This is a genomic window from uncultured Azonexus sp., assembly GCF_937982035.1.
Lineage (GTDB): Bacteria > Pseudomonadota > Gammaproteobacteria > Burkholderiales > Rhodocyclaceae > Azonexus.
Genome location: NZ_CALJNI010000021.1, coordinates 33102 through 58955 on the forward strand (window position 1 = coordinate 33102; position 25854 = coordinate 58955).

Here is a 25854-nt window from a genome sequence, read left to right on the forward strand (position 1 = left end):
TTCAGGCGGTGCGGCGGCGGAAGTGCGGTTCGGGCTGGTCGGTCGAGGCCTGGTAGGTCTCGGAGAACGGCGCGAAGCCCTTGCCGATGGCGTGGATGGCGTCCTTGCCGTCCTTCAGCGCGTAGCTGTCGAAGCCGACGCGCTGCATGAAGAACAGCTGGTCGTGCAGCACGTCGCCGACGGCACGCAGTTCGCCCTGATAATGATAGCGCTGGCGGAGCAGGGCGGCGGTCGAGTAGCCGCGGCCGTCGACGAATTTGGGGAAATGCACGGCAACGACGACGAAGTACTCGAGGTCGGCGGCAACGTCCTCGACCTTGTCGTCGGGCAGCAGCAGCAGGCCGATGCGCTTGTGGCAGGAGACGATCTCGTTCTTGCGCGCCAGCCACACGGCGAGCGGGAAAATGACGTCGCCGGCGGGCAGGACGACGGTTTCGGGGGTTTCACCCTCGCCGATTTCCAGGGTTTTCCAGGTGTCGGCCGTGACATTGCCCTGCTTGATCAGTTGTGCCATTTATGCGGCCTCCTTCTGCTTGGCCTTGCCGTGGGCGCGGCCTTCGTAAACGCGGTTCTTGAACGGGTCGATGCCGATCCGGTCGAAGGTGTCGATGAAACGCTCGTCGGGGTGGCGGTTCTCCAGGTACACCTTGATGATCTTCTCGACCACGTCGGGCATCTCCTCGGCCGAGAACGACGGGCCGATCACCTTGCCGAGCCTGGCGTCGTTGCCCTGGCGACCGCCGAGCGTGACCTGGTAGAACTCGGCCTCGTTCTTGTCGACACCGAGCACGCCGATATGGCCGACATGGTGGTGGCCGCAGGCGTTCATGCAGCCCGAGATGTTGAGGTCGATTTCGCCGATCTCGAACAGGTAGTCGAGGTCGTCGAAACGCTGCTGGATGGCGGTGGCGATGGGAATCGACTTGGCGTTGGCGAGGTCGCAGAAATCGCCGCCGGGGCAGCAGATGATGCTGGTCAGGAGGCCGATGTTCGGTGTCGCCAGGCCGGCGAGCTTGGCCACGCGCCAGACCTCGGGGAGGTCGGCGAGGCGGACGTCGGCGAGGATGACGTTCTGCTCGTGGCTGACGCGCAGTTCGCCGAAGCTGTAGCGATCGGCGAGGTCGGCGACGACTTCCATCTGGTCGGACGTGATGTCGCCCGGCGCGACGCCATGCTTTTTCAGCGACAGCGTCACCGCCGCGTAGCCGGGCACCTTGTGCGGCTGCGTGTTGCGCTCGACCCAGCGGGCGAAGGCTTTGTCGGCAAGGGTTTTTGCCTGGTAGGCCGCGTCGACCGTGGTGATCGTCTCGTAGGCCGGGGCGCCGAAATGCGCGGCGACGCGGTCGTACTCGGCCTGGGTGATGGTCGCCGGGCCATCCTTGCCATGCGCCCATTCGGCTTCGACCAGCTTGCCGAATTCCTCGACGCCGAGCGCCTGCACCAGGATCTTGATGCGCGCCTTGTAGGCGTTGTCGCGGCGGCCGAAGCGGTTATAGACGCGGAGGATCGCCTCGCAATAGGTGAGGATGTGCTGCCAGGGCAGGAATTCGCGCACCACCTGGCCGCGGATCGGGGTGCGGCCGAGGCCGCCGCCGACGATCACGGTGAAGCCGACAACGCCGTCGACTACCTTGAGATGCAGGCCGATGTCGTGGAACCAGGTGACCGCGCGGTCTTCCTCGGTGCCGGAAATGGCGATCTTGAACTTGCGCGGCAGGAAGGCGAATTCCGGGTGGAAGGTGGTCCACTGGCGGAGAATTTCGGCCAGCGGGCGCGGGTCGATGATCTCGTCGGCGGCGACGCCGGCGAACTGGTCGGTGGTGATGTTGCGCAGGCAGTTGCCCGAGGTCTGGATGGCGTGCAGGTCGACCTCGGCCAGCTCGGCCAGGATTTCGGGCACGTCGGTCAGCTTCGGCCAGTTCAGCTGCAGGTTGTGGCGGGTGGTGAAGTGGCCGTAGCCGCGGTCGTACTTGCGGGCGACGTGGGCGAGCTTGCGCAGCTGCGCCGAATTGAGCATGCCGTAAGGCACGGCGATGCGGAACATCGGTGCGTGACGCTGGATGTAGAGCCCGTTCTGCAGACGCAGCGGGCGGAATTCGTCGTCGGTCAGCTCGCCCGCCTGCCAGCGGCGGACCTGGTCACGGAACTGCTCGACCCGGTCGAGGATCAGCTGGCGGTCGATGGCGTCGTATTTGTACATGCGTTTCCTCTGCTGGCCGCGCGCAATTGCGGCAATGATTCGAGGAGCGCATCGTAACCGGCGAGCATTGAATCAAAAAGAATATTGCGTTAGATTGTTATCGTATTTTGTTATTAAGACATTCATGAAACTTCAGCAGCTGCGCTACATCGTCGAGATCGAACGCCAGGGACTCAACGTCTCCGAGGCGGCCGAGGTGCTATTCACGTCGCAGCCTGGCGTGTCCAAGCAGATCAAGCTGCTTGAGGACGAACTCGGCATCGCCATCTTCGAGCGTAGCGGCAAGCGTTTCACCGGCGTCACCGAACCGGGCAGGGTGGTCATCGACATCGCCCGACGCATCCTGCGCGAGGCGGAAAACCTCAAGCGGGCCAGTGCCGAGTTTTCCAGCGGCGATTCCGGCAAGCTGGTGCTGGCGGCAACGCATACGCAGGCGCGCTACGCGTTGCCGACCGTGGTCCGCGATTTCGTGGCCCGCCACCCCAATGTGAAGCTGGAGATGCATCAGGGCAATCCGCTGCAGATCGCCGACTGGGTGGCGTCGGGCGAGGCCGATATCGGCATTGCCACCGAGTCGCTCGACCAGCATCCGCAGCTCGTTTCCTTCCCGGTGCAGCAATGGTCACATTGCGTGATCGCGCCGGCCGGTCATCCGATCCTCTCCAGCCAGCCCTTGTCGCTGCAGGAACTGGCGCGCTGGCCGCTGATCACCTACGACGCGGCGTTCACCGGCCGTTCGCGGATCAACCGCGCCTTCGAGCGCCTGGAAATCGAACCGAACATCGCGCTGACCGCACTCGATGCCGACGTGATCAAGACCTATGTCAGCCTGGGGCTGGGTTTGGGAATCATCGCCAAGCTGGCTTTCGATGCGCAGCGCGACGCCGGTTTGGTGGCCATCGACGCCGGCCACCTGTTCGAGTCGAACACGACCCGGCTGGCGGTGCGCCGAGGTAGTTATTTACGCCGTTTCGACTACGACTTCATCGAACTGTTTGCGCCGCATCTCAACAAGCGGGTAATCGAGATGACCCTGCAGGGCGGTGGCGAGGCCTGGCAACTCTAGGTGTCGTCCTTCTTGACGACGCCCTCGACCTTTTCCCAGGCACCGCTGGCACGTTCGAAATCGAGCGCCAGGACGCTGGTGTCCACACCGTAAACGCCCCGCAGATCGACTTCCTCGACATTGACTTCGACGGGTGTGAATTCAATCACGTTGCCGCGAAACTGCTTGGCGTCGGTCTTTTCGGCAGCGGGCGCGGAGGATGCCGGGGGTAGGTCGTGTCGCTCGAATTCCAGCATGGGAACGTCAAGCGTTTCTGTGTTGCCGGCGGTCAGCTCCTTGGCGCGCTCATAGACCGCCATCGGGATTTCCAGGCCGAAGGGAATCTGGGCGTCGTGGGAGAGCAGCAGGGCGACGATCTCGGTATTGCCCGCGCGCATGGCGGCCCGGAGCGGCGCGCCCGGCCCGTCGGCGGTGGGGGCGTTGACGTCGGCGCCAAACTTGAGCAATTCCCGGATGATCGGAACATTGCCGGAAAAACAGGCAGTTCGTAACGGCAATCCGGCATAACCGTGGATGTCTTTTTCTTCGACATCCCCGCCGTCCTCAAGAGCGGCGATGACCCGGGGCAGACTGTTTGCCCGGATCGCTTCAATCAGTGGGCTGGTGCCAAAGCTGTTGGATCCCATGGTTTCCTTCTCTTCAATTGAGGAAATTCTAGGGGAAGCCAACCGCTTTGGCGAGGCCTGGCGACAATGTCGTTTATTTGAAACCGGCGCGGTCGAAGATCATCTGGGCCTTGACCTGATACATGGCCAGGCTGTTGACCGGCAGTTTGTCGGCCTTGAAGGCGCCCAGCTTGGTCAATGCCGGGTTGGCAACCTTGACCGAAGCGACCACCGGCCACTCGTTGTTGCCGTCGGCGAAGTAGCGCTGTGCCGAATCGGAGGCCAGGTATTCCAGGAATTTGATTGCCGCTTCCTTGTTCGGCGCATGCTTGAGCACGCCGCCGCCGGAAACGTTGATGTGGGTGCCTGTGGTGCCTTGGTTCGGCCAGACGATGCCGATGTTGTCGATCACCTTCTGGTCTTCGGGCTTGGTCGAGCGCATCAGGCGGGCAACGTAGTAGCTGTTGGAAATGGCGACGCCGCATTCGCCGGCGGCCACTGCCTTGATCTGGTCAGTGTCGCCACCCTTCGGGCTGCGGGCGAAATTGGCCACCATGCCGCGAGCCAGTTGCTCGGCCCTGGCTTCGCCTTCATTGGCGATGACCGAAGCCAGCAGCGAGAGGTTGTAGGGGTGCGAGCCCGAGCGCGAGCAGACCATGCCCTTCAGCTTCGGGTTGGCCAGGTCGGCGTAGTTTTGCACGTCGGCAGCCTGGACGCGGGCCTTGTTATAGACGATGACGCGGGCACGGGTCGAGAACGAAGCCCATTCGTCGGTACGCAGATGGGCCGGAATGCGGCTTTCCAGCACCTTCGACTTGAGCGGGGCGAACAGCCCCAGTTCGCGGGCCTTGGCCAGGCGCGACGCGTCAACCGTCAGCAGCACGTCAGCCGGGCTGTTGGCGCCTTCGTTGCGGATACGCTCGAGGAGTTCCTCTTCCTTGCCTTCGATGCGATTGATCTTGATGCCGGTTTGCTTGGTGAAGTCGGCGTAGAGGGCATCGTCGGTCTGGTAGTGGCGTGCCGAATACAGATTGAGCACTTTTTCCTGAGCGATGGCTGGCTGGAACGCGGCAACAAGGGTCAACGCGATGAGCGTGGCTTTCGTTTTCATGTACAGCTCCTGAAGTTAAACGATATGAGAATGGTTCTTTTTCATTGTATTGGTTTTTTTGGTTAATGAGAACTGTTATTGTGTTGTGGCGAAAAAAAACGACCCGCAGGTCGTTTGTTCCAACTGGCTTACTGGGCTTCGATGATCCGGCGGGCGCCGTTGAAGCGGGTCATCCAGTAGCTGTTGTTCATGTTCTCGACGCGGACTTCGGCACCGGCGCGCGGCGCGTGCAGGAAATGGTTGTCGCCAAGATAGATGCCGACGTGCGAAAAGGCACGGCGCATGGTGTTGAAGAACACCAGATCGCCCGGTTTCAACTGGCTCAAGTCCACCTGCTCGCCAACCTGACTTTGTTCGCGGGCTGTGCGCGGCAGGTAGGCACCGATGCTTTCCTTGAACACGGTTTGCACGAAACTGCTGCAATCCAGTCCGGCCTCGATGCTGTTGCCGCCCATCTTGTAACGCACGCCAACCAGCTTCAGGCCTTCAAGGATGACATCCTGCGTGGCGTTGGTGTAACGTTCGAACAAGGACATCGGCGCTTCCTGCTGGCGCGTCGTTTCGCTGGCGTGAACGGCCGTCTGGACGTTCAAGGCCAGACAGGCGGCGAGCAGGAGAGGGGCGAAGCCGGATTTCATGGGCGCTTAATCTATTTGAAATTTTCCGGCCTGTAAAGTCTCGAACGCGATCTGCCTAGGCGGATGACGGAGGAACTATGTTCATAATCCGTAATTATGAATACAATTTGAACCCTGAGAAGTGAGGAGCACAACACAATGGATTCCTTCAAGGCATTGCTGATTGAGGAACACGAAGGCAAGGTCGGACATCGTTTCGTCGACATGACGCGTGATGAACTTGACGCAGGCGAAGTCGTCATCCGGGTCGCCTATTCGAGCATCAATTTCAAGGATGCGCTGGCAGCGACCGGCGCCGGCAAGATCATCCGGCGTTTTCCCTGTGTTGGCGGCATTGACATGTCGGGGACCGTGCTTGAAAGTGCCGATCCGCGATTCAAACCCGGCGATCCGGTGATCGCCACCAGTTTCGATATCGGTGTGGCCCATCACGGCGGTTATGCCGAACTGGCACGCGTGCCGGCCGACTGGGTGGTGCCGCTGCCGGCCGGTTTGAGTCTCTACGACGCCATGGCCCTGGGAACCGCTGGTTTTACCGCGGCACTCGGCATCGTGCGCATGGAAGAAAATGGCTTGACCCCGGACAAGGGGCCCGTGATCGTCACCGGCGCCACCGGTGGTGTCGGCAGTCTGGCCGTGGATATGCTTGCCCAGCGCGGTTACCGCGTCGTGGCGCTGACCGGCAAGGAGAGCGAAGCCGATTACCTGCGCGGTCTGGGGGCGGCGGAAGTCATGTTGCGCCAGGACCTCGACCTGAGCCGGATTCGTCCGCTCGACCGGGCGCGCTGGGCCGGGGCGGTCGATAATCTGGGCGGCGATGTGCTGGCCTGGATCGCCAGCACGATGGAACAGGGCGGCACCATTGCCAGCATCGGCCTGGCCGCCAGCATGTCGCTGAATACCACGGTCGCGCCGTTCATCCTGCGCGGCGTCTCGCTGCTCGGCATCGACTCCGGCTACATCCGCGAGCCTTACCGCAGCGGCGTCTGGCAACGACTGGCCGGCGATTTGCGGCCGCCGCACCTGGCCCGCATGTCCCGCTCGATTCCCTTTGCCGACCTGCCGGCGACCTTCGACGAATACATCGGCGGTCGGGCCAAGGGCCGCGTTGTGGTTGAAGTGGCCGGTGGCTGAGATGGCCGAGTTGCCCCGCGTCCTGATTGTTGACGACTCCAAGGTCGTCCGGGCGTCGCTGGCTCAGCACATCAAGGCACAGTACGAGGTGCGCGAGGAGGCTGACGGCGAAGCTGCCTGGCAGACGCTGGTGCTCGATCAGTCGATCCGGGCCGTGGTGTCGGACCTGCAGATGCCGAAAATGAACGGCTACGAATTGCTGGAGCGCCTGCGCACCTCGCGCCTGCGTCGTCTGCAGCAAATGCCGTTCATCCTGGTTTCCGGCGAGGAGACCGAGGAGGAGCGCGGCAAGGCGCGCGGCCTGGGGGCGTCGGATTTCATCACCAAGGGCAGCGGCGCGATCGAAATCCTGACCCGGCTCGGCAATCTGCTGGCCTTGCAGCAGGCCCAGGAAAATCTCGACTCCGGTCGCGAGCAGATGGTGCAGAACCCGGCGACCGGGCTGTTCACTCGCAAGTATCTGGAACTGCAGGCGGCGCAGGCGCTGTCGCATTCGGCCCGGCACGGCATCGACGTCAGCCTGATGGTGCTCGGCTTCGACGGTTACGACGTCCTCACGCACAAGCTCGGGCCGGCGCTGGCCGAGGAAGTCGGCAACCGTTTCGCCAAGATGCTGGGCAGCAAGATGCGTCAGGAGGACAGCCTCGGACATGTCGCCGAAGGGCGTTTTGCGGTGGTTTCGCCGGGAACGGCGGCAAATTACTGCGTCAGTTTCGCCGAGCGCGTCCGCCAGGCGGTCGAGGCGTCGCGGCTCTCGGTGCAGGGGCAGTCGCTCGGGTTGACGGTGAGTATCGGTCTGGCCAGCGTGCCGACCGATCTGGTCAGTTCGGCTGGCGCCTTGCTCGAACTCGCCGAACAACGGATGCAGAAGGCGATGCAGGCTGGCGGTAACCGTACCGAGGCCGGCGGCAGTCTGCCGGCAACGCGGCCGATTTCCCTGCAGCACGCACTTGAACTGTTGCGTGCCAATCGCCCGGGACCGGTCATGTCGCATCTGGATGCCCTGCTTGGGCAACTGACGCCGCTGCTGGCGCTGATGGAAAAGGAAATGGGCCTGGATCTGCCGATCGAGCGGATCGAGCGTTATTTGAGCGAACGGGCACAGGCCAAAAAATAATCCGTTCTTTTGTTTTGATGTGCAGGAAACCACTAGCTAGAGGGAGTTATATGGCGACTTACAAGGAGTTTCACCAGTATTCGATCGAGCAACCGGATGCTTTCTGGACCGAGCAGGCCCAGCTCATCGACTGGAAGGAACCGTTCACCCAGGTTTGCGATTTTTCGCGTCCGCCGTTTGCCAAATGGTTCGTCGGTGGCAAGACCAATCTCTGCCACAACGCCATCGACCGCCATGCGGCGAAGCGTCCGAACGACAAGGCGCTGATCTTCGTGTCGACCGAGACCGACGAGGAGAAGATTTACTCCTTCGCCGAACTGCAGACCGAAGTCGAGCGCATGGCGGCGATCTACAAAGGTCTCGGCGTCAAGAAGGGCGACCGCGTCCTGATCTACATGCCGATGATTCCGCAGGCAGCCTTCGCGATGTTCGCGGCAGCCCGCATCGGCGCCATCCACTCGGTGGTGTTCGGCGGTTTCGCTTCCGGCTCGCTGGCCACCCGCATCGACGATGCCAAGCCGGCACTGATCGTTTCCAGCGATGCCGGCATGCGCGGCGGCAAGGCCGTGCCGTACAAGCACCTGCTCGACGAAGCCATCGAGATTGCCGAACACAAGCCGGCCCATGTGCTGATGGTCGATCGCGGCCTGGACAAGGGATTCAACAAGGTTGCCGGGCGTGACGTCGATTACGCCACGCTGCGCGAGCAGAATCTGAATGCCCGCGTCGAGTGTGAGTGGCTGGAATCGTCCGAGCCGTCCTACATCCTCTACACCTCCGGCACCACCGGCAAGCCGAAGGGCGTGCAGCGCGATACCGGTGGTTACGCCGTGGCCCTGGCTTCGTCGATGAAGCACATCTATTGCGGCAACGAGGGTGAAACCTATTTCTCGACTTCGGATATCGGCTGGGTCGTCGGTCACTCCTACATCATCTACGGTCCGCTGATCGCCGGCATGGCCACGATCATGTACGAAGGCACGCCGCTGCGTCCCGATCCGGGCATCTGGTGGCAGATCGTCGAGAAGTACAAGGTCTCGGTGATGTTCTCCGCACCGACCGCCGCCCGCGTGCTGAAGAAGCAGGATCCGGCCTACATGCACAAGTACGACCTGTCGTCGCTCAAGCACGTGTTCATGGCCGGCGAGCCGCTCGACCAGCCGACGCACGAGTGGTTCCAGAACGAACTGGGCCGTCCGGTCATCGACAACTACTGGCAGACCGAAACCGGCTGGCCGATGCTGGCTGCGCTGCACGGTGTCGAAAAGACGCCGATCAAGTTCGGTTCGCCGAGCTTCCCGGTCTACGGCTACAACCTCAAGATCTTCCGCGAGGACGGTTCCGAGTGCGGCGCCAACGAGAAGGGCATCGCCGCGGTCATCCCGCCGCTGCCGCCGGGCTGCCTGTCCACCGTCTGGGGGCAGGACGACCGTTTCGTCAGCACCTACTTCACGCTGTTCAAGGAGCCGCTGGTTTACTCCTCCTACGACTGGGCGATCAAGGACGAAGACGGTTACTTCACCATCCTCGGCCGCACCGACGACGTGATCAACGTTGCCGGCCACCGTCTGGGCACGCGTGAAATCGAGGAAGCCGTGCAGAACCACCCGGCCATCGCCGAAGTGGCCGTGGTCGGCATCGAGGACAAGCTCAAGGGCCAGGTGCCGATGGCGTTTGCCGTGGTCAAGGATGCCAGCAAGGTGGCAACGCCCGAAATGGTCAAGGCCCTGGAAAAGGAAGTGTTCGCCACGGTGGACGGCATTCTGGGGGCGATCGGTCGTCCGGCCCGCGTGCATTTCGTCACCGGCCTGCCGAAGACCCGTTCCGGCAAGATGCTGCGCCGTTCGCTGCAGGCGCTGGCTGAAGGTCGCGATCCGGGCGATCTGACGACGATCGAAGATCCGTCCACGCTGGAAAACATCAAGAAGCTGCTGGCCGGCTGATCGTTTTCCTGCCCGCAAAAACCCGCCGCTTGAAACCGGCGGGTTTTTTATGTCTTCCACTGTAAGAATCCGGCGCCGGTCACAGTGCTAAAATCCCCGGCTGCCTGATCTTAGCGATGATGCCAAGCGATGATTTATGAAACCGTAGCTGCGGTCGACCTGGGTTCCAACAGTTTCCGTCTCCAGGTCGGACGTGTCGTCGACGACCAGATCTACCCACTCGATGCACTCAAGGAGCCGGTGCGCCTGGCTTCCGGCCTGACGCCCGACAAACTGCTCGATGTCGAAGCCCAGGAGCGTGCGTTGGCCGCCTTGCGTCGCTTCGGTGAGCGCCTGCGCGGTCTCGACGGCGCTGCCGTTCGTGCTGTCGCCACCAATACCCTGCGCGTGGCCAAGAACGTGTCTTCCTTCCTGCCGCAGGCGGAAAAAGCCCTGGGATTTCCGATCGAGGTCATCGCCGGGCGCGAAGAGGCCCGCCTGATTTACCTCGGTGCCTCGCATTCCCTGCCGACCGCCGGGCACAAGCGTCTGGTCGTCGATATCGGTGGTGGCTCAACCGAGTTCATCATCGGCAAGCGCCACGATCCGCAGTTGATGGAATCCCTGTACATGGGCTGTGTCAGCTTCACCATGCGCTACTTCCCCGGCGGCAAGGTCGACAAGCGCCGCCTGCGCGAGGCACAGGTCGCCGCGGCCAAGGAAATCGAACTGATTGCTCACGACTACCAGCGCTTTGGCTGGAAGGAAGCCGTCGGCTCTTCGGGGTCGGCGCGTGCCATTGCCGACATCCTCGAGATGAACGACATGAATCCCGGCGGCGAGAGCGGCATCACCCGGGTCGGGCTGGAGCGTCTGTGCTCGCTGATGGTCAAGGCGGGTTCGGCCGACGCGCTAGAACTGCGCGGCGTCAAGGGGGACCGTCTGCCGGTCCTGCCCGGGGGTATTGCCATCATGGCGGCGGTATTCGAAGAGCTGGACATCGAACGAATGACCTATGCCGACGGTGCCTTGCGCCTTGGCGTGCTGTACGACCTGCTCGGGCGTTTCCATCATCACGACATGCGCGATTCGACGGTCAAGAGCTTCCGCAAGCGTTACCAGGTTGAGCGCGATCAGGTCGAGCGCGTCGAGGCGACGGCGCTTTCCGCCTTGACCCAGCTGTCCGGCGGGACACCCGACGAAAACGACCTGCAGTACCTGTCGTGGGCTTGCCGCCTGCACGAGATCGGCATTTCCGTCGCCCACAACGCCTACCACAAGCATGGTGCCTACATCCTGACTTACGCGGACATGCCGGGTTTCTCGAAGAAGGAACAGGCGCGCCTGGCGATGCTGGTGCTCGGTCACCGGGGCAAGCTGGAAAAACTGGGGGCGGTGCCGGCCGAGGACAGCATCTGGCGCCTGGTGTTCTGCTTGCGGCTGGCGGTTTCGCTGCACCGCACGCGCGATGACCGTGCGCTGCCGGCCTGGCGCGTGTCCACCACCGAGCGGGGTTATCTGCTGGAACTACCCGATGCCTGGCTGGCCGGAAACCCCTGGACGGCTGCCGCCTTGAGCGAGGAAACGGTGGTCTGGAAGCAGATCGGACGCGAGTTCCTGGTCCGCGCCCGCAAATAGGCGGGCGTCAGCGGGCGACGATGCGCTCGGCGATCCGTTGCTTGAGATCGTCCAGGCGGTCGTCGAAATGGCTGTAGTGCATCAGCGACAGCCCGAACACGCAGGCATAGAGCAGCAGGCTGCGGCTCTTGGCGTCGGCATCGCTCATGCCGGAAGCGACGAACAGCCGGCGCGTGCATTCCAGGCGGTAAAGATCGACCGATTCGACCACGGCGGCAGCGCGCGCGTCATGACGGGCCCAGTCGCGCACCGCCAGTTCGATCGACATGCCCTTGCGGTTACGGCTGGCGCCATAAACCTCGATGGCATAATGGAGTTGCTCGAGCTCCTTGCCGGGAAGTACGCTGGTGGTTTTCTCGATGTCGCGGATGCGGCCTTCGCGCCAGCGCTCCAGCACGGCGTCGAGCAGCGCCTGACGATCCTTGAAATGCCAGTAGAAACTGCCCTTGGTGACCCCGCAGCGCTTGGCCAGAACTTCGACGCGCAGGCCGGCAATGCCTTCGCGGGCGAGCAGGTCGATGGCAACATCCACCCAGCGCGTCGGATCGAGCTGGGTGCGGCTGCCGGCGGGCTTGTCGCCGGTCGTGATGCGCCGGTTTCGGGCGGGGGACTTGACAGGTTTATTTTCCATACGCTACCGTATGCTTTTCCATACGACACAGTATGGCGATTGTGCGGTTTGCCAGGTCGTCTGTCAAACAGCGACAATCCTGATAACTACTGACCGATAAAGGAGATGCCAGTGAAAATTCTCGTTCCCGTCAAACGGGTGGTGGACTACAACGTCAAGGTCCGGGTCAAGGCGGATGGCAGCGGTGTCGATCTGGCCAGCGTCAAGATGAGCATGAACCCGTTCGACGAAATCGCCGTCGAAGAAGCGGTTCGTCTCAAGGAAGCCGGTATTGCCACTGAGGTCATCGCCATTTCCTGCGGCCCGGCGGCCTGCCAGGAAACCCTGCGTACTGCGATGGCCATCGGCGCCGATCGCGGCATCCTCGTTGAAACCGATGTCGAGTTGCAGCCGCTGGCAGTCGCCAAACTGCTCAAGGCCCTGTGCGACAAGGAACAGCCGCAACTGGTCGTGTGCGGCAAGCAGGCCATCGACGACGACGCCAACCAGACCGGCCAGATGCTGGCCGCACTGGCCGGCTGGCCGCAGGCCACCTTTGCCTCGAAGGTGGTCGTTGCCGACGGCAAGGCCACGGTCACCCGTGAAATCGACGGCGGTCTGGAAACCCTGCAATTTGCCCTGCCGGCGGTCGTGACTACCGATCTGCGCCTGAACGAGCCGCGCTACGCGACGCTGCCGAACATCATGAAGGCCAAGAAGAAGCCGCTCGACACGGTCAAGCCGGAAGACCTGGGCGTCGACGTGACGCCGCGCCTGAAGACCCTCAAGGTGGTCGAGCCGGCCAAGCGCTCGGCCGGTGTCAAGGTGGCCGATGTGGCCGAACTGGTGAACAAACTCAAGAACGAAGCGAAGGTGATCTGACATGAGCATTCTCGTCATTGCGGAACATGACCAGCAAACCCTGAAGGCAGCAACGCTCAATACCGTTGCCGCCGCCGCCCGGATCGGTGGCGATATCCATGTCCTGGTCGCCGGTGCCGGTTGTGCGGCTGCCGCCGCTCAGGCCGCCACCCTGCAGGGGGTAAGCAAGGTGCTGGTGGCCGATGCCGCCCACTACGAAGCGCAGACCGCGGAAAACCTGGCCGCGCTAGTGCTCGCCAATGCTGCCGGTCGTACCCATATCCTGGCGCCGGCTACGACCTTCGGCAAGAATCTGCTGCCGCGTGTCGCAGCACTGCTCGACGTCGCCCAGATTTCCGAAATCACCGCGGTGGAATCGGCCGATACCTTCGTCCGCCCGATCTACGCCGGCAATGCCATGGCCACCGTGCAGAGTGCCGATCCGGTCAAGGTCATCACCGTGCGGACGACGGCTTTCGACGCCGTCGCTGCCGGCAACAATGCGCCGGTCGAAGCGATTGCGGCCGCGGTCGATACCGCCACGACCCAGTTGCAGGGTCGCGAACTGACCAAGTCCGAGCGTCCCGAACTGGGGGCCGCCAAGATCATTGTTTCCGGTGGTCGTGGTCTGGGCAGCGGCGAGAATTATCACAAGCTGCTCGAGCCGCTGGCCGACAAGCTCGGTGCTGCGCTCGGCGCCAGCCGTGCCGCCGTCGACGCGGGTTTCGTGCCGAACGACTACCAGGTCGGTCAGACCGGCAAGGTGGTTGCGCCGCAACTCTACCTGGCCATCGGTATTTCCGGCGCCATCCAGCACCTGGCCGGGATGAAGGACTCCAAGGTGATCGTGGCGATCAACAAGGATCCGGACGCACCGATCTTCCAGGTGGCCGACTATGGTCTGGTCGCCGATCTTTTCGAGACGGTGCCGCAACTGGAGCAGTCGCTGGGCTAAAATGCCCGGGTGAATCTGACCGACGATCTGCTGGGCGAAATGTGGTACTGGGCGGCTTGGGCCGTCTGGCTGCCGCTTTTCGCCCATAGTGTCTGGCGGGCACCGTGGAAGCGCTTCCGGGAATCGGAGCAATCCAACCTCTGGCTCGGCATGGTTGTCCTGCTGATCCTGGTCTGGAGCCTCAAGGCCGGCGTCAAGCCCGGTCTCTCATTGCACCTGCTCGGTGCCAATGTCTTTACCCTGGCTTTCGGGCCGCACCTGGCCTTCATCGGCCTGTCGCTGGTGACGCTGGGCATCACCCTGAACGGCGCCGCCGGTGGTTTTGCCTTTGCGGCAAACGCGCTCTTGCTGGCCGGTGTCTCGGTGTTCGTCGCGCATCAGCTATACAGGCTGGTTGCCCGCTTGTTGCCCCCGCATTTTTTCATCTACGTCTTCGTCAATGCCTTCCTTTGCGGCGGCTTGGTGATCATGGCTGTCGGTTTGGCGTCGACCCTGTTGTTAGGGGCGGCGGGGGCCTATTCATGGGCATACCTGTTCGACGAATATTTCCTCTATTATTTGCTATTGGCATTTTCAGAGGCGTGGTTATCCGGTATGGTGTTGACACTTTTTGTCGTGTACAGACCCAATTGGGTGGATTCTTTCGAAGATTCTCGTTATCTTTCCGATAAATAAGCGCTACAATTAAGATATTGGATCGTCATTGAGGGGTGTGTCGTTGAATCGACAGGGGTTTCGCTTAACGCTGGGCGCACTAGCATTCGCCGCATCAGGTGCGGCGGCGGCTATTGGCCTTGGCGATTTGCGTGGACAACTCGTTCTTGGCGATCATCCCGAACTTTCCGTCAGTGTCCTGGGTGCCGACGGCATCGTGCTCGACGCCGCCTGTTTCCGGCTGATCAAGCCGCGCGGCGAAGATCAGTTGCCCTGGCTGCGTGACGCTGACCTGCGTATTCAGCAAGGAAAGCCGCCGGTATTGTCGATTGCCGGCCGGCAAAGGGTCCGCGAACCGATTATCCAGGTCGCCCTGCACATTGCCTGCGGACATGAGGTGTACAGGGAATACACCCTGTTTGCGTCACCTCGCGTCGAGTTGCCGGTTGGCGGTGTCGTCGATGTGCCGGCCCGGGTGAGCGAGTCCATGGAGCGGCAGTCGGTCAAGGCGCCGCCCAGGCCGCCGCGAACGCAGGCTGTTCCGAAAGCCCGGCAGTCCCAGCCGGCGCCGCCGAGGGAAGCTGTCGCGCTGCCCGCGGTGCCCGGGGATGGCGGTGACCGGCTGATGCTTTCGGCTGGCGGCGGTGATGGGGAAAGTGCGCTGCGGCTCGATGCGGTCCTTGGCGAGCACATGCTGGCCGGGGAGATCGCCGAGGCGCAACGGGAAATACTCCGCCTGGAATACCGCATGCTCGCGGCGTTGCACGAGCAGGCCAGTAGTCAGCTGGCGGCGGCGGAAAAGTTGCGCGGCATGGAAGCCGCGCTGGACGAGTTGCAGAGCAAGACGCTTGCTCTGACTGAAAAAGCGGGCGGGCAGGCTGCATCCACGCCACCGGCGCGCGAAACGCCGGCGCAAACGATTGCACCGGCACCTGTTCACGGCGATGACCTGTTCGCCAGCTGGGGATTCTATGGTTTGCTGCTTGGGCTTTTGCTGGGGTTGGCTGGCTGGCTTTTCTGGCGCCGGCGTCAGCAGCATGCGGCAAACGACGAAGCGCTGAGTTCCCTGCTGGCCGCTTCGCCCGAGCCGGTGATGGATGCTCCGCGCGATGAGGAATTGCAGGAGAAGGCCGTCATCGACCTTCACCTCGATGCGGATACTGCCGGTGCCAAGGCGCAGGTCGATGTCGAGCTTGAGGGAGGTGGCGCCCCGGCGCAGGAGGCGCCTGCACCTTTGCCGGCGCGTCCGGGGGATTCCATCCTGTCGATCAACGCGACGACGCTGGATGAGCATTTCGAAGCCAACCCGGTCATGGAACTGGCCGACATCATGCTCTCGTTCGGCCGCGTCAAGGGGGCTGCGCAGGCACTGCAGGAATATGTCGATAACAATCCTTCGGAAGCGCTGCAGCCCTGGTTGCGCCTGATGGACGTCTACCGGATGGCCGGTATGCGGGAAGAGTTCGATGTCCTGGCTCGCAATCTCAACCAGCAGTTCAATGTCGAGATTCAGCCCTGGGATGTCTCCGCCTCGGCAACGGTCGATCTGGTACTCGATGGCGATGGTGTGACCGGTGCGGCGCCGGCGATGCCGAAGCCGCAAGGCGTCGAGGAGATGCCTCGCATCATGTCCACGATTGTACGGATGTGGGAGGCGGAAGATGTGGTCGCCTACATGTACCAGCTGCTTCGCGACAATCGCGGCGGTCAGCGTCTGGGCTTCCCGTTGCCGGTGGTCGAGGAAATTCTTTTCCTGATCGAACTGAAGGAAACAGCCAACCGGATGGAAAAGGAAAAGGCTGCTCAAGCCTGATTCGGCTGTTTGTTCCCGATTCTTGAAATGCTTCATCATGCCCGCGATCTGTGATATAGTCGCGGGCTTTTCCACCTTGCCCCACCGCTAACGCATGACGGGGGGTTTATCCCAAAAGGAGTTTGCATGCGCCATTATGAAATCTGCTTCATCGTCCATCCGGACCAGAGCGAGCAAGTGCCCGGCATGGTCGAGCGCTATCGTTCCATCGTGACCGCCAAGGGTGGTTCGGTGCATCGTCTGGAGGACTGGGGTCGCCGTCAACTGGCCTACCCGATCCAGAAGATCCACAAGGCACACTACGTGCTGATGAATATCGAATGCGACGGCGAGACGCTGGGCGAACTCGAGCATTCCTTCAAGTTCAATGATGCAGTCCTGCGTCATCTGACCGTCAAGATGAAGTCCGCCGTGACGACGCCTTCCCCGATGATGAAGGAAGAAAAGTCGAAGTCGCTGCTGGCTGGCGAAACCGAAGCTGCAGCCGACGCTGCTGCCTGATCCGGGTTTCACGGGGAAGCGCGTACTGAATACCATCACCCTGTCCGGCAGCCTGGTCGAGCGCAAAGCCTTGCGCTACACACCGGCAGGCATACCGGTCAGTGAAGGCAGGCTGCAACACCACTCGACGCTGATCGAAAACGGCAGCGAAAGACAGGTGGAAGTTGAAATGGCAGTCCTGGCGCTCGGTGATGCAGCACGCTGGCTGGAGGCAGCACCGCTCGGCGGCATGATGCGAATCGAAGGATTCATTGCCGCCCGGGGACGCAACAGCAGAACACCCGTGATCCACGCGAACACTATCGAATATTTGGAAGGAAACGAAAATGGCACGATTCTTCAAGAAGAAGATTGATGACAAGAAAAAGCGTCGCGGCAACAGCCTGTTCAAGCGTCGCAAGTTCTGCCGCTTCACGGCAGAAAAGGTCGAACAGATCGACTACAAGGACGTCGACGTCCTCAAGGAATACATCCAGGAAAACGCCAAGATCATGCCGGCTCGCCTGACCGGCACCAAGGCCGGCTATCAGCGCCAGCTGGGCACCGCGATCAAGCGCGCCCGCTTCCTGGCCCTGCTGCCCTACACCGACAATCATCAATAATTTCCGGGGAGACGAAACATGCAAATCATTCTGCTCGAGAAGGTTGTCAACCTGGGTAACCTGGGTGATGTGGTCAAGGTCAAGGACGGTTACGCCCGTAACTTCCTGATTCCGCAACGTATGGCCAAGCGTGCCACGCCGGCTGCCATGGCCGAGTTCGAAGCACGCCGCGCCGAACTGGAAAAGGCTGCCGCCGAGAAGCTGGCTGCTGCCCAGGGCGTTGCCGAAAAGATGAACGGCGTTGCCGTTTCCGTCGCCCGCAAGGCTGGCATGGACGGTCGTCTGTTCGGTTCCGTCGGCAATGCCGATATCGCCGAAGCACTGGCCGGTGCCGGTTTCACCGTCGACAAGTCGGCCATCCGCCTGCCGGACGGCCCGCTCAAGGCAATCGGCGAATTCCCGGTTGATGTTGCCCTGCACACCGATGTGGTGGTCAATATCAGCGTGGCGGTAGTTGCCGAGTAAGACGGTTTAACTTACGCTTCAGGGCCTCGCAATCGCGAGGCCTTTTTCATTTCGGGCATCACCATGAATCAGCGTCAGAGCAAGCAGAGAACCACCGATCCCTCACTGGACGCGCTGCGCGTGCCACCGCACTCGATCGAGGCCGAGCAGTCGGTGCTCGGTGGCCTGCTCCTCGACAACAATGCCTGGGATCGTATCGGCGACCAGGTAGCCGAAACCGATTTCTACCGCGACGAGCACCGGCGCATCTTCCGCCAGATCCGCAATCTGCTGGAAAAGGCCAAACCGGCCGACGTGGTCACGGTGGCCGAAGCGCTGGATGCGGCCGGGGAAGGGGAGCAGACCGGCGGTCTGGCCTACCTCGGCGAGTTGGCAGCGAATACGCCGTCGGCGGCGAATATCCGCCGCTATGCCGAAATCGTCCGCGAACGCGCCGTTCTCCGGCAGCTGGTGGCGACGGCCGACGAAATCGCCGGCGATGCGCTCAACCCGCTCGGCCGCGATGCCGCCACCCTGCTCGACGAAGCCGAGTCGAAGATTTTCAAGATCGCCGAAGCCGGTGCCGGCCATGCCGAAGGCTTCGTGCATATCAATCCCCTGTTGACCCAGGTGGTCGAGCGTATCCAGGAACTGCACGACCGCGACAATCCGTCCGACATTACCGGTGTGCCGACCGGGTTCGCCGACCTCGACCAGAAGACCTCGGGGTTCCAGCCCGGTGACCTGATCATCGTTGCCGGCCGTCCGTCGATGGGCAAGACGGCGTTCGCGCTGAACATCGCCGAGAACGTGGCGGTCGATACCGGCCTGCCGGTCGGCGTGTTCTCCATGGAAATGGGTGGTGCCCAGCTGGCCATGCGGATGCTGGCGTCGATCGGCCGGCTCAACTCGCAAAGCCTGCGCACCGGCCGCATGAGCGACGACGAGTGGTCGCGCCTGTCGTTTGCGCTCGGCAAGCTGCACGAAGCGCCGATCTACATCGACGAGACCGGCGGCCTCAGTCCGGCCAACCTGCGCGCCCGTGCCCGGCGCCTGGCGCGCCAGTACGGCGGCAAGCTCGGCCTGCTGGTGATCGACTACATCCAGCTGATGAGCGGCAACAAGCAGGGCGAGAACCGGGCCACCGAAGTGTCCGAAATCTCCCGCTCGATCAAGTCGCTGGCCAAGGAGCTGCAGGTACCCATCGTTGCCCTGTCGCAGTTGTCGCGTAAGGTCGAGGAGCGCACCGACAAGCGCCCGATGATGTCCGACTTGCGCGAATCAGGCGCCATCGAGCAGGATGCCGACGTGATCCTGATGATGTACCGTGACGAATACTACAAGCCGGATTCGCCCGACAAGGGCATGGCCGAAGTGATCATCGGCAAGCAGCGTAACGGACCGACCGGGACCGTACGCCTGGCCTTCCTCGGCGAATACACGCGTTTCGAGAATCTCGCGTCGGGCGGTTTCCAGGACGCGCGGGACTGATTCTTTTGCTCAGCCCGCGATGCGGCGGGCGCTGATCGACCAGATTCGTTCGCCGATTTTCGGTTCGCCGGCCGCTTTTCCATCCAGCAGCAACTCAGGCTGGATGAAGAAGGGCAGGAGCTTGCCGTCTCCCGGCAATTGCAGGTCGGTGCCGTTGTGGAAGGCCACCCAGTTCATCTCCCAGACGCCGAACAGCACGCGCCTGAGCGATTGCAGGCGGGGGTCGTTTCTGGACATGACTTCGTAGCTGGCGGCCCGGCAGACATCACTCGGATCGACCGGAATCCAGCCGTAGCCGGGCAGATAGAACTCGGCGCGGACATGCTGTCCCTGGCTGGCATCGTCGCTGCGCAATCCCAGGCTGCGGAACAGGCGGGAAGGGCCGGTGCGGATGCCGAATACGCAGCGTGCGGGAATGCCGATGCCGCGGCAGATGGCAACAAACAGTCCATTGATGTCGGCGGAGCGGCCCATGTATCGCCCGGAATAAAGGAGCTCGCGGACATCGCCGATGCCGCAACCCGGGGCGTTCGGGTCGTAAATGGCGTGTTCGCAGACCCAGTCGTAAATTGCCTTGACCTGGGCAATCGGATCCCTGATCCGGCCGACGATGCTTTCGCCCAGGCTCCTGGCCGGGCCATCGTTGGGAATCCGGTTGCTGGCGCGGAGACTGGCACGCAGGATGTCGTCGCGGTCGGGAGCGACAGTGCGACGCGTGATGTCGAAGTGACGGTCGGCGGTGCTGATGGTGGTGACCAGCTGCAGCTTGGCATTGGCCGCATCCTTCCATTCGCAGTGCAGGACTTCAAGCCGCTCGTCCGGCTCGCGCTGCATCGCCGTGCTGTGGGGGTTGCCCTGCCAGGTGTGGCCGGTGGTTCGCTGGTAGGTCGTTTCCCGTGACGAAGGCAGGGGCAACCAGAGCTTGAGCGATTTGCCAGGCGCGTTGAGTTGCAGTGTCGTGACGATCTGGTAGTGCTGCCACTCGCTGGGGAGTTCCTGTGCCCTGACCGGCGGCAGGCGTGATGACGAAGTGCCGTCCGGTGGATTGTCGATGAGCGGATTGCTGGCGCTGTGGACGCTGGGTGTTGCAGCAGCTGCGGCAGCTGGTCGTTTTGCCGGAGTCTTGGCTTTTTTCTTCGGTTTTGCCGCAGGCTTTTTCTTGGTTGTACTGGCCTTTTTCCTGGTGTCGGCCAGGGCGTCGCCGGCAAACAGGGAAAAAAGGGCGGTGCTGGCCAGGAAGTCTCTGCGTTTCAAGGCTGTCCTCGAGCGGATGTCGAATTCGAAATGAAAAGGCCGTGTCGTGGACACGGCCTGTGGCTCAATATTTGCAGCGACTATAGCACGTCGGCCGCGTGGTCTGCCAGACGCGAACGTTCGCCTCTTTGTAAGGTAATGTGACCGGAGTGCGTCCAGCCCTTGAAGCGGTCGACGACATAGGTCAGGCCGGAACTGCCCTCGGTCAGGTAAGGCGTGTCGATCTGGGCGATATTGCCCAGGCAGACCACCTTGGTGCCGGGGCCGGCGCGGGTGACCAGTGTTTTCATCTGCTTCGGCGTCAGGTTCTGGGCCTCGTCGATGATCAGGTATTTCTTCAGGAAGGTGCGGCCGCGCATGAAATTCAGCGACTTGACCTTGATCTTCGAGCGGATGATGTCATGCGTCGCCGCCTTGCCCCAGTCGCCGCCGTAGGGGCTGCTTTCGTCGGTGTGGGTGAGGACTTCGAGGTTGTCCTCGAGGGCGCCCATCCACGGTGCCATTTTCTCTTCCTCGCTGCCCGGCAGGAAGCCGATGTCCTCGCCGACCGGTACGGTGACACGGGTCATGATGATCTCGGCGAACTGCTTGCCTTCCAGCGTCTGGGTCAGGCCCGCCGCCAGCGTCAGCAGGGTCTTGCCGGTGCCGGCCTGGCCGAGCAGGGTGACGAAGTCGATATCCGGATTCATCAGCAGGTTGAGCGCGAAATTCTGCTCGCGGTTGCGCGCCGTGATGCCCCACACGGCATTTTTCGGATGCGTGTAATCGATCAGGGTTTCGAGGACGGCAGTCTTGCCGGCGACTTCCTTGACGATGGCCGAAAAACCGTCCTTCTCCAGCCAGACGAATTCGTTGACCAGCAATTGCGGGCAGAGCGGGCCGGTGACCTTGTAGTAGGTCTTGGCGTCCTTTTTCCAGGATTCCATGCCCTTGCCGTGCTTGTCCCAAAAATCCTCGGGCAGGGCGCGCGTGCCGGCGTAGAGGATGTCGGTATCCTCGAGCACCTTGTCGTTGAAGTAGTCCTCGGCCAGCAGGTTGAGCGCGCGCGACTTGATGCGCATGTTGATGTCTTTCGACACCAGGATCACCGGGCGCTTGGGGAATTTCTTCTGCAGGTGGATGACCACTGACAGGATCTGGTTGTCCACCTTGGAGGTTGGCAGGCCCTGCGGCAACTCGGCGCTGATTGCCTCAGTCTGCAGGAACAGGCGGCCGCTGGCCAGCTTGCTCGACGGGCCCCTGAGATCGATGCCCTCGTCGATGTCGACATCGGCGCCGGCCAGCATCTCGTCGAGCGTGCGCGAGGCCTGGCGGGCGTTGCGGGCGATTTCGGACATGCCCTTCTTGTGGTTGTCGAGTTCTTCCAGCGTCATGATGGGCAGGAAGATGTCGTGTTCCTCGAAGCGGAACAGGCAACTGGGATCGTGCATCAGGACGTTGGTGTCGAGCACGAAAATCTTGGTCATCGTGGATTTCTTGGCGGCGGGTTGGCGCGGCATGGAATGGTCTCGGCGGGGTTGGAGAAGGGGTCAGAGGGACTTCACGAAATCGAGGACTTCCTGGGCATGGCCGGCCACCTTCAGGCCGCGCCATTCGCGGCGCAGAACGCCGTCGCGGTCGATCACGAAGGTGCTGCGCTCGATGCCGCGACAGGCTTTGCCGTACATCATCTTCTGCTTGATCACGTCGAACAGCGTGCACACGGCTTCATCAGCGTCCGAGCCGAGTTCGAAGGGGAAGGACTGCTTGGCCTTGAAGTTCTCATGGGCCTTCAGGCTGTCGCGGGAAATGCCGAGAACCACGGCGCCGGCGGCGACGAACTGGTCGTGCAGGTCACGGAAATTCTGACCCTCGGTGGTGCAGCCCGGCGTGCTGTCCTTGGGGTAGAAGTAGATGACGACGATCTTGCCGTGCTGCTCAGACAGCCTGAACGACGTACCGCTGGTCGCGGGGAGGGTGAAGTCGGGGAGCTTGGTATCGAGCATGATGCCTTCCTGTTATGGGTTTCAAGGCATTTTGTTCGGAGGGCGCAGGGCGGGTCAAGCCTTTGTTAAACTCGCGTCCATGGGAAAACTGTCGATCGGTCTTTTGCTGTGTGTCTGCCTCGCCGCCTGCGGCGAGGTGTGGAATGCGCCCTACGGAGCCGGCGACGCAGGCCGCGAGATTCTCTACACGGCCTTCACCGACCGGCCCAAGCATCTGGATCCGGCCCAGTCCTACACCGAGGACGAAATCACCTTCACCGCCCAGATCTACGAACCGCCGCTGCAGTATCACTACTTGCGCCGCCCTTACGAACTGATCCCCGCCACGGTCGAGCAGCTGCCGCAACCCCGCTATTTTTCCGCCGATGGGCGGCGCTTGCCCGACGATGCGCCGGCCGAGGCAATTGCCGAAAGCGTCTATGAACTGAAGCTGCGTCCCGGTATCCGCTATCAGCCCCATCCGGCGTTCGCCCTGGACGCCGCGGGGCAGCCGGTTTACCTCGGGCCGGGTGTGGCCGACGGTCGTCAGCGCATTGCCGATTTCCCGCGGGTCGGGACACGCGAGCTTGCGGCCGACGACTACATCTACCAGATCAAGCGTCTGGCGCATCCCAGGTTGCATTCGCCGATCTTCGGCATGATGGCCGAGCGTATCGTCGGTTTGCGCGAACTTGGCGATACCCTGCGCGAGGCTGCCAAAGCCCAGTCGGGCGAAGCCTGGCTCGATCTCGACGCCTATCCCTTGAGCGGGGTCGAGCGTGTCGACGCGCAGACCTGGCGCATCCGCATCCGCGGCAAGTATCCGCAGTTCGCCTACTGGCTGGCGATGCCGTTCTTCGCGCCGGTGCCGCGCGAGGTCGACCGCTTTTTCGCCCAGCCCGGCATGCAGGAAAAAAACCTGACCCTTGACTGGTGGCCGGTCGGCACCGGTCCCTACATGCTGACCGAGAACGATCCCAACCGGCGCATGGTGCTCAGTCGCAATCCGAATTTCCGCGGTGAGCCCTATCCTTGCGACGGCGAGCCCGGCGACGCCGAGGCCGGTTTGCTGGCCGACTGCGGCAAACCGATGCCGTTCATCGAGCAGGCGGTGTTCACCCGCGAGAAGGAAGCCATTCCTTACTGGAACAAGTTTCTGCAAGGCTATTACGATGCCTCCGGGATTTCCTCAGACAGTTTCGACCAGGCTGTGCGCGTGAATGTCGGTGGCGATGTCGCCCTGTCTGACGAAATGCGCGACAAGGGCATCAGCCTGCTGACCGCGGTGCGCAGTTCGACCTTCTACATGGGGTTCAACATGAAGGACGCAGTGGTTGGCGGGCTCGACGAAAAAGCTGCAAAACTGCGCCAGGCGGTATCGATTGCCATCGATCAGGAGGAGTTCATCTCCATCTTCCAGAACGGACGGGGTATCGCGGCGCAGGGGCCGATTCCGCCGGGGATTTTCGGCTACGAGGATGGCGAGGCCGGCATCAATCGCGTGGTTTATGACTGGGTCGATGGCCGGGCGGTACGCAAATCGCCTGAAGTCGCACGCCGCCTGATGGCCGAGGCCGGCTACCCGAATGGGCGTAACGCCAGGACCGGCGAGCCGCTGGTCCTTTACCTCGACACCACTGGTGGCGGCATGGGCGACAAATCCCGGCTGGACTGGCTTAATCGCCAGTTTGCCAAGATCGACGTCCAGCTCGTGGTGCGTAGCACTGATTTCAATCGTTTCCAGGACAAGCTGCGTAAGGGCAACTTCCAGCTTTTCTACCTGGGCTGGAATGCCGATTACCCCGATCCGGAAAACTTCCTGTTCCTGCTGCACGGCCCGGAAGGGCGCCAGCAAGGCGGTGCCAATTCGGCCAATTACGAGAATCCGGTCTATGACCGACTGTTCCTGCAGATGAAGAACATGGAAAACACGCCGGAACGCCTGCGCATCGTCCGCCAGATGACGGACATCCTGCGCCACGATGCGCCCTGGGTGTTTGGGCTGCATCCCAAGAGTTACACCCTGACTCATCGCTGGCTGAAAAACCGTAAGCCCAACGATGTCGGCAACAACACGCTGAAATATCAGCGTATCGATGCCGCAGATCGGGCGGAGGCACGCAGGGCGTGGAATGCGCCGGTGAATTGGCCGTTGTGGACCGGCCTGTTGCTGCTGGTGCTGATATCGCTCCCGGCGATACTGGCGTACCGGCGTCGGGAGCGGGCAGTGGTCAGGCCGTCCTGACCGTGCGCATCAGGTAATTGACGCTGGTGTCGCGGCCCAGGCTGTATTCCTTGGTGAACGGGTTATAGCTCATGCCGATCAGTTCGCTGGGTTCGAGATTGCCCATCTTGGCCCAGCGCGAAAGCTCCGACGGTTTGATGAACTTGGCGTAGTCGTGCGTTCCCTTGGGCAGCATCTGCAGCACGTATTCAGCGCCGATGACCGCGAACAGATAGGATTTGGGATTGCGGTTGAGGGTCGAGAAGAAGACCTGTCCACCCGGCTTGACCAGGCGCGCGCAGGCCGTGATCGTGCTTGAGGGATTGGGCACGTGTTCGAGCATTTCCAGGCAGGTCACGACATCGAAGCTGGCCGGCATTTCCTCGGCCAGTTCCTCGACCGATATTTTCCGATAATCGACCTTGTGGCCGCTTTCCAGCAGGTGCAGTCTGGCCACGCCCAGCGGCTTTTCCGACAGGTCGATGCCGGTAACTTCGGCGCCCAGTGCTGCCATGCCTTCGGACAGCAGTCCGCCGCCGCAGCCGACATCGAGCACGCGCTTGCCGCGCAGCGGAACGCTGGCGTTGATCCACCCCAGGCGCAGCGGGTTGATGTCATGCAGGGGCTTGAACTCGCTGTTCGGGTCCCACCAGCGGTGGGCCAGTTCGCCAAATTTCTCGAGTTCTGCGGGGTCGGCGTTGATCATGGTGCGATTCGCTATGTGGAAAATGAAAAAGCCCTGCCGAGGCAGGGCTTTCCATTGTAGCAGCGGCTGCTTACTTGGTGCCGATGACTTCGATGTCGACGCGGCGATCCGGCTGCAGGCAGTCGATCAGGGCCTTGGTCTTGGCGTTGCCCTTGCAGGTGTCGCCGGTGACCGGCTGGGTCTTGCCCTTGCCTTCGGTGTAGACGCGGTTGGCTTCGATGCCCTTGGCAACCAGGTACTCCTTGACCGCGGCGGCGCGCTTCTCGGACAGCTTCTGGTTGTAGGCGGCACCGCCGATACGGTCGGTGTGGCCGACGGCCAGGATCACTTCGAGCTTGATCTGG

Annotated in this window: 27 protein-coding genes; 15 read left to right on the plus strand and 12 right to left on the minus strand. The window is 62.2% G+C overall.

Features of this window, described 5'->3' with window-relative positions; all coding sequences use genetic code 11:
- Nucleotide 1 precedes the first annotated feature (1 nt).
- Nucleotides 2–514, minus strand: a complete 513-nt coding sequence (locus Q0799_RS14140) for a DUF934 domain-containing protein (protein ID WP_298399492.1) — start codon at nucleotides 512–514, stop codon at nucleotides 2–4.
- The gene (locus Q0799_RS14145; protein WP_298399494.1) at nucleotides 515–2200 is read right to left on the minus strand and encodes a nitrite/sulfite reductase; all 1686 of its coding nucleotides are present in this window, start codon (nucleotides 2198–2200) and stop codon (nucleotides 515–517) included.
- Nucleotides 2201–2324: 124 nt separating this feature from the next.
- Between Q0799_RS14145 and Q0799_RS14150 the strand changes: the two genes are divergently transcribed.
- A complete protein-coding gene (locus tag Q0799_RS14150) occupies nucleotides 2325–3266 on the plus strand; it encodes a CysB family HTH-type transcriptional regulator (RefSeq protein ID WP_298399496.1) in 942 nt (313 codons plus the stop codon).
- Here the strand turns inward: Q0799_RS14150 and Q0799_RS14155 are convergent.
- The 3 genes from Q0799_RS14155 to Q0799_RS14165 form a co-directional block, all read right to left on the minus strand.
- Nucleotides 3263–3892, minus strand: a complete 630-nt coding sequence (locus tag Q0799_RS14155) for an ankyrin repeat domain-containing protein (RefSeq protein ID WP_298399498.1) — start codon at nucleotides 3890–3892, stop codon at nucleotides 3263–3265. The two genes, Q0799_RS14150 and Q0799_RS14155, sit on opposite strands and share 4 nt — an antisense overlap.
- A 73-nt stretch (nucleotides 3893–3965) precedes the next feature.
- Nucleotides 3966–4982, minus strand: coding sequence for an extracellular solute-binding protein (locus Q0799_RS14160; protein WP_298399499.1), 1017 nt, complete (start codon nucleotides 4980–4982; stop codon nucleotides 3966–3968).
- A 128-nt stretch (nucleotides 4983–5110) separates the two neighbouring features.
- Nucleotides 5111–5620 (minus strand): C40 family peptidase, encoded by a 510-nt coding sequence (locus Q0799_RS14165; protein WP_298399501.1) that lies wholly within the window; start codon nucleotides 5618–5620, stop codon nucleotides 5111–5113.
- Nucleotides 5621–5758: 138 nt separating this feature from the next.
- Here Q0799_RS14165 and Q0799_RS14170 point away from each other — a divergent pair, with 138 nt between their 5' ends.
- From Q0799_RS14170 to ppx, 4 genes are all read left to right on the plus strand, one after another.
- Nucleotides 5759–6754 carry an oxidoreductase gene (locus tag Q0799_RS14170; protein WP_298399503.1) on the plus strand — a complete coding sequence of 332 codons (996 nt, stop codon included), beginning with the start codon at nucleotides 5759–5761 and terminating at the stop codon, nucleotides 6752–6754.
- A gap of 1 nt (nucleotide 6755) precedes the next feature.
- The gene (locus tag Q0799_RS14175; RefSeq protein ID WP_298399505.1) at nucleotides 6756–7871 is read left to right on the plus strand and encodes a response regulator; all 1116 of its coding nucleotides are present in this window, start codon (nucleotides 6756–6758) and stop codon (nucleotides 7869–7871) included.
- Between the two features lie 50 nt (nucleotides 7872–7921).
- On the plus strand, nucleotides 7922–9814 hold the full coding sequence (locus Q0799_RS14180; protein WP_298399508.1) for a propionate--CoA ligase: 1893 nt from the start codon (nucleotides 7922–7924) through the stop codon (nucleotides 9812–9814).
- A 129-nt stretch (nucleotides 9815–9943) separates the two neighbouring features.
- On the plus strand, nucleotides 9944–11431 hold the full coding sequence (ppx, locus tag Q0799_RS14185) for an exopolyphosphatase (protein WP_298399510.1): 1488 nt from the start codon (nucleotides 9944–9946) through the stop codon (nucleotides 11429–11431).
- Nucleotides 11432–11438: 7 nt separating this feature from the next.
- On the opposite strand, the gene Q0799_RS14190 is transcribed toward ppx, so the two are convergent.
- Entirely contained in the window at nucleotides 11439–12062 is a 624-nt protein-coding gene (locus Q0799_RS14190; RefSeq protein WP_051295439.1) for a TetR/AcrR family transcriptional regulator, read from the minus strand.
- A gap of 111 nt (nucleotides 12063–12173) precedes the next feature.
- On the opposite strand from Q0799_RS14190, the gene Q0799_RS14195 reads away from it, so the two are divergent.
- Genes Q0799_RS14195 through Q0799_RS14205 form a run of 3 tightly spaced genes read left to right on the plus strand, consistent with a single transcriptional unit; the run spans nucleotide 12174 to nucleotide 14532 of the window.
- Nucleotides 12174–12923, plus strand: a complete 750-nt coding sequence (locus Q0799_RS14195) for an electron transfer flavoprotein subunit beta/FixA family protein (protein ID WP_298399513.1) — start codon at nucleotides 12174–12176, stop codon at nucleotides 12921–12923.
- 1 nt (nucleotide 12924) lies between these two features.
- Nucleotides 12925–13857 carry an FAD-binding protein gene (locus Q0799_RS14200; RefSeq protein WP_298399515.1) on the plus strand — a complete coding sequence of 311 codons (933 nt, stop codon included), beginning with the start codon at nucleotides 12925–12927 and terminating at the stop codon, nucleotides 13855–13857.
- A 9-nt stretch (nucleotides 13858–13866) separates the two neighbouring features.
- Entirely contained in the window at nucleotides 13867–14532 is a 666-nt protein-coding gene (locus tag Q0799_RS14205; protein WP_298399517.1) for an energy-coupling factor ABC transporter permease, read from the plus strand.
- Nucleotides 14533–14626: 94 nt separating this feature from the next.
- On the opposite strand, the gene Q0799_RS14210 is transcribed toward Q0799_RS14205, so the two are convergent.
- Entirely contained in the window at nucleotides 14627–14905 is a 279-nt protein-coding gene (locus Q0799_RS14210; RefSeq protein WP_298399519.1) for a hypothetical protein, read from the minus strand.
- A 3-nt stretch (nucleotides 14906–14908) separates the two neighbouring features.
- Between Q0799_RS14210 and Q0799_RS14215 the strand changes: the two genes are divergently transcribed.
- From Q0799_RS14215 to dnaB, 6 genes are all read left to right on the plus strand, one after another.
- Complete coding sequence (locus Q0799_RS14215) at nucleotides 14909–16324, plus strand: hypothetical protein (RefSeq protein WP_298399521.1); 1416 nt, start codon at nucleotides 14909–14911, stop codon at nucleotides 16322–16324.
- A gap of 126 nt (nucleotides 16325–16450) precedes the next feature.
- On the plus strand, nucleotides 16451–16825 hold the full coding sequence (rpsF, locus tag Q0799_RS14220; protein WP_281981807.1) for a 30S ribosomal protein S6: 375 nt from the start codon (nucleotides 16451–16453) through the stop codon (nucleotides 16823–16825).
- Between the two features lie 40 nt (nucleotides 16826–16865).
- Nucleotides 16866–17180: a primosomal replication protein N gene (gene priB / locus Q0799_RS14225; protein WP_211226421.1), complete on the plus strand. Its 315-nt coding sequence runs from the start codon at nucleotides 16866–16868 to the stop codon at nucleotides 17178–17180.
- Nucleotides 17152–17427 carry a 30S ribosomal protein S18 gene (gene rpsR, locus Q0799_RS14230; protein ID WP_028995326.1) on the plus strand — a complete coding sequence of 92 codons (276 nt, stop codon included), beginning with the start codon at nucleotides 17152–17154 and terminating at the stop codon, nucleotides 17425–17427. The genes priB and rpsR overlap by 29 nt, the downstream gene beginning before the upstream one ends.
- An 18-nt stretch (nucleotides 17428–17445) precedes the next feature.
- Nucleotides 17446–17892, plus strand: a complete 447-nt coding sequence (gene rplI, locus Q0799_RS14235) for a 50S ribosomal protein L9 (RefSeq protein WP_298399525.1) — start codon at nucleotides 17446–17448, stop codon at nucleotides 17890–17892.
- A gap of 63 nt (nucleotides 17893–17955) precedes the next feature.
- Nucleotides 17956–19362, plus strand: a complete 1407-nt coding sequence (gene dnaB / locus Q0799_RS14240) for a replicative DNA helicase (RefSeq protein WP_298399527.1) — start codon at nucleotides 17956–17958, stop codon at nucleotides 19360–19362.
- Nucleotides 19363–19371: 9 nt separating this feature from the next.
- On the opposite strand, the gene Q0799_RS14245 is transcribed toward dnaB, so the two are convergent.
- The 3 genes from Q0799_RS14245 to Q0799_RS14255 form a co-directional block, all read right to left on the minus strand.
- Nucleotides 19372–20616, minus strand: a complete 1245-nt coding sequence (locus tag Q0799_RS14245) for a transglutaminase-like domain-containing protein (RefSeq protein WP_298399529.1) — start codon at nucleotides 20614–20616, stop codon at nucleotides 19372–19374.
- Nucleotides 20617–20696: 80 nt separating this feature from the next.
- Nucleotides 20697–22115, minus strand: a complete 1419-nt coding sequence (locus tag Q0799_RS14250; protein WP_298399531.1) for a PhoH family protein — start codon at nucleotides 22113–22115, stop codon at nucleotides 20697–20699.
- 30 nt (nucleotides 22116–22145) lie between these two features.
- Nucleotides 22146–22601, minus strand: a complete 456-nt coding sequence (locus tag Q0799_RS14255) for a peroxiredoxin (RefSeq protein ID WP_298399533.1) — start codon at nucleotides 22599–22601, stop codon at nucleotides 22146–22148.
- A gap of 79 nt (nucleotides 22602–22680) precedes the next feature.
- Between Q0799_RS14255 and Q0799_RS14260 the strand changes: the two genes are divergently transcribed.
- Nucleotides 22681–24825: an ABC transporter substrate-binding protein gene (locus Q0799_RS14260; RefSeq protein WP_298399535.1), complete on the plus strand. Its 2145-nt coding sequence runs from the start codon at nucleotides 22681–22683 to the stop codon at nucleotides 24823–24825.
- Here the strand turns inward: Q0799_RS14260 and ubiG are convergent.
- Together ubiG and Q0799_RS14270 are read right to left on the minus strand one after the other, a co-directional pair.
- Nucleotides 24812–25510 (minus strand): bifunctional 2-polyprenyl-6-hydroxyphenol methylase/3-demethylubiquinol 3-O-methyltransferase UbiG, encoded by a 699-nt coding sequence (ubiG, locus tag Q0799_RS14265; RefSeq protein WP_298399537.1) that lies wholly within the window; start codon nucleotides 25508–25510, stop codon nucleotides 24812–24814. The two genes, Q0799_RS14260 and ubiG, sit on opposite strands and share 14 nt — an antisense overlap.
- Before the next feature lie 70 nt (nucleotides 25511–25580).
- Nucleotides 25581–25854 (minus strand): OmpA family protein (locus Q0799_RS14270; protein WP_298395682.1); only part of this gene is annotated, 274 nt, incomplete at its 5' end.